A 1,142-nucleotide genomic window follows, 5' to 3' on the forward strand; every position below is an offset into this window, starting at 1 on the left:
GAAAACTATTTATGAAATGCCAGCCCTATAACTGACGACATCATAAAAGTAGACCCGGTAGATGGTGATAACCTCGAATCGGAGAATGCACTCGCGTCACTGGCATTCCCATCACCCACCGACATGACATACGACGGTCATAGCTTTTGGGTCGTAGACTGGCAAACTAACACTATCAATAAAGTACGCCCTGAAGATGGTGCGCTTCTTTTGTCTTTACCAGGCCCCTCCTCTTTACCTTCATACCAATCTAACCCCTCAGTCACTAATGCTCGCCCTTTTGGTATTACCTGGGACGGTAGAGACTTATGGGTAGCTGACCAAGAAGAACTCAAGGTTTACCGCATTGACCCAAGCGACGGTAGCGTTGTTGACTTCTTTGACACACCAGGAGCTGACCCTAAAGGATTAAGTTGGAACGGCGAATATCTTTGGCACACAGACCAAACCACCGCTACGATTTACGCTATCGAAACAGGGGTTATCCCGTTTGGCATTACCGGCTGCTTTGAAAAGAACGGTGTAGCAGTCAATGCTGATATATTACTTAGCCAAACAGCTTTATCTGACCAATCAACTAGCACTGATATTGATGACTGCTTCCAGTTCACTGACTTCACCGCTGGCACACCAATCCAACTAAAAGCCAGTGAAGCTGGCGTTGATGAAAAACCTATCATTACTCTTGCCGAAACATCAGCGGGCTCAACTGACGTCACACTTATTGTTGGCGACGAATATTCCGAGCCCGGCTACTCCGCTTATGATACAGAAGACTTGGATTTGACATCTGAGGTCGTTACTAGGCCGAACGTTATCGATACTCCCACTATTATCGATACATCCGTACCAAACCCTACGGGAATACTAGTTGAATATGATGTCGTTGATAGCGCAGGTAACAACGCTGATACGGTATCTAGAATGGTCTACGTTCTAGAAGAGGATATCATCGCTCCCGTTATTACTCTTACTGGCGACGATCCGACATACGTTGAACAACTGACCAGCTATATAGAACCCGGCGCAACAGCAATCGATAATCGTGATGGAGATATCAGCGCAAACATTACTATTTCCGGAACCGTTGATGCAAACACTGCTGGAACTTACACCCTGTCCTACGACGTTTCGGATGCCGT

The 1,142-nt window shown here is 46.5% G+C and carries 1 protein-coding gene; it reads left to right on the forward strand.

Annotation, left to right across the window (positions count from 1 at the left end; all coding sequences use genetic code 11):
• Positions 1-123: 123 nt before the first annotated feature.
• The coding region (locus A3766_RS18695; RefSeq protein ID WP_156508977.1) for a DUF5011 domain-containing protein at positions 124-1,142 on the forward strand (1,019 nt) is incomplete at its 3' end.

The organism is Oleiphilus sp. HI0132 (assembly GCF_001635845.1).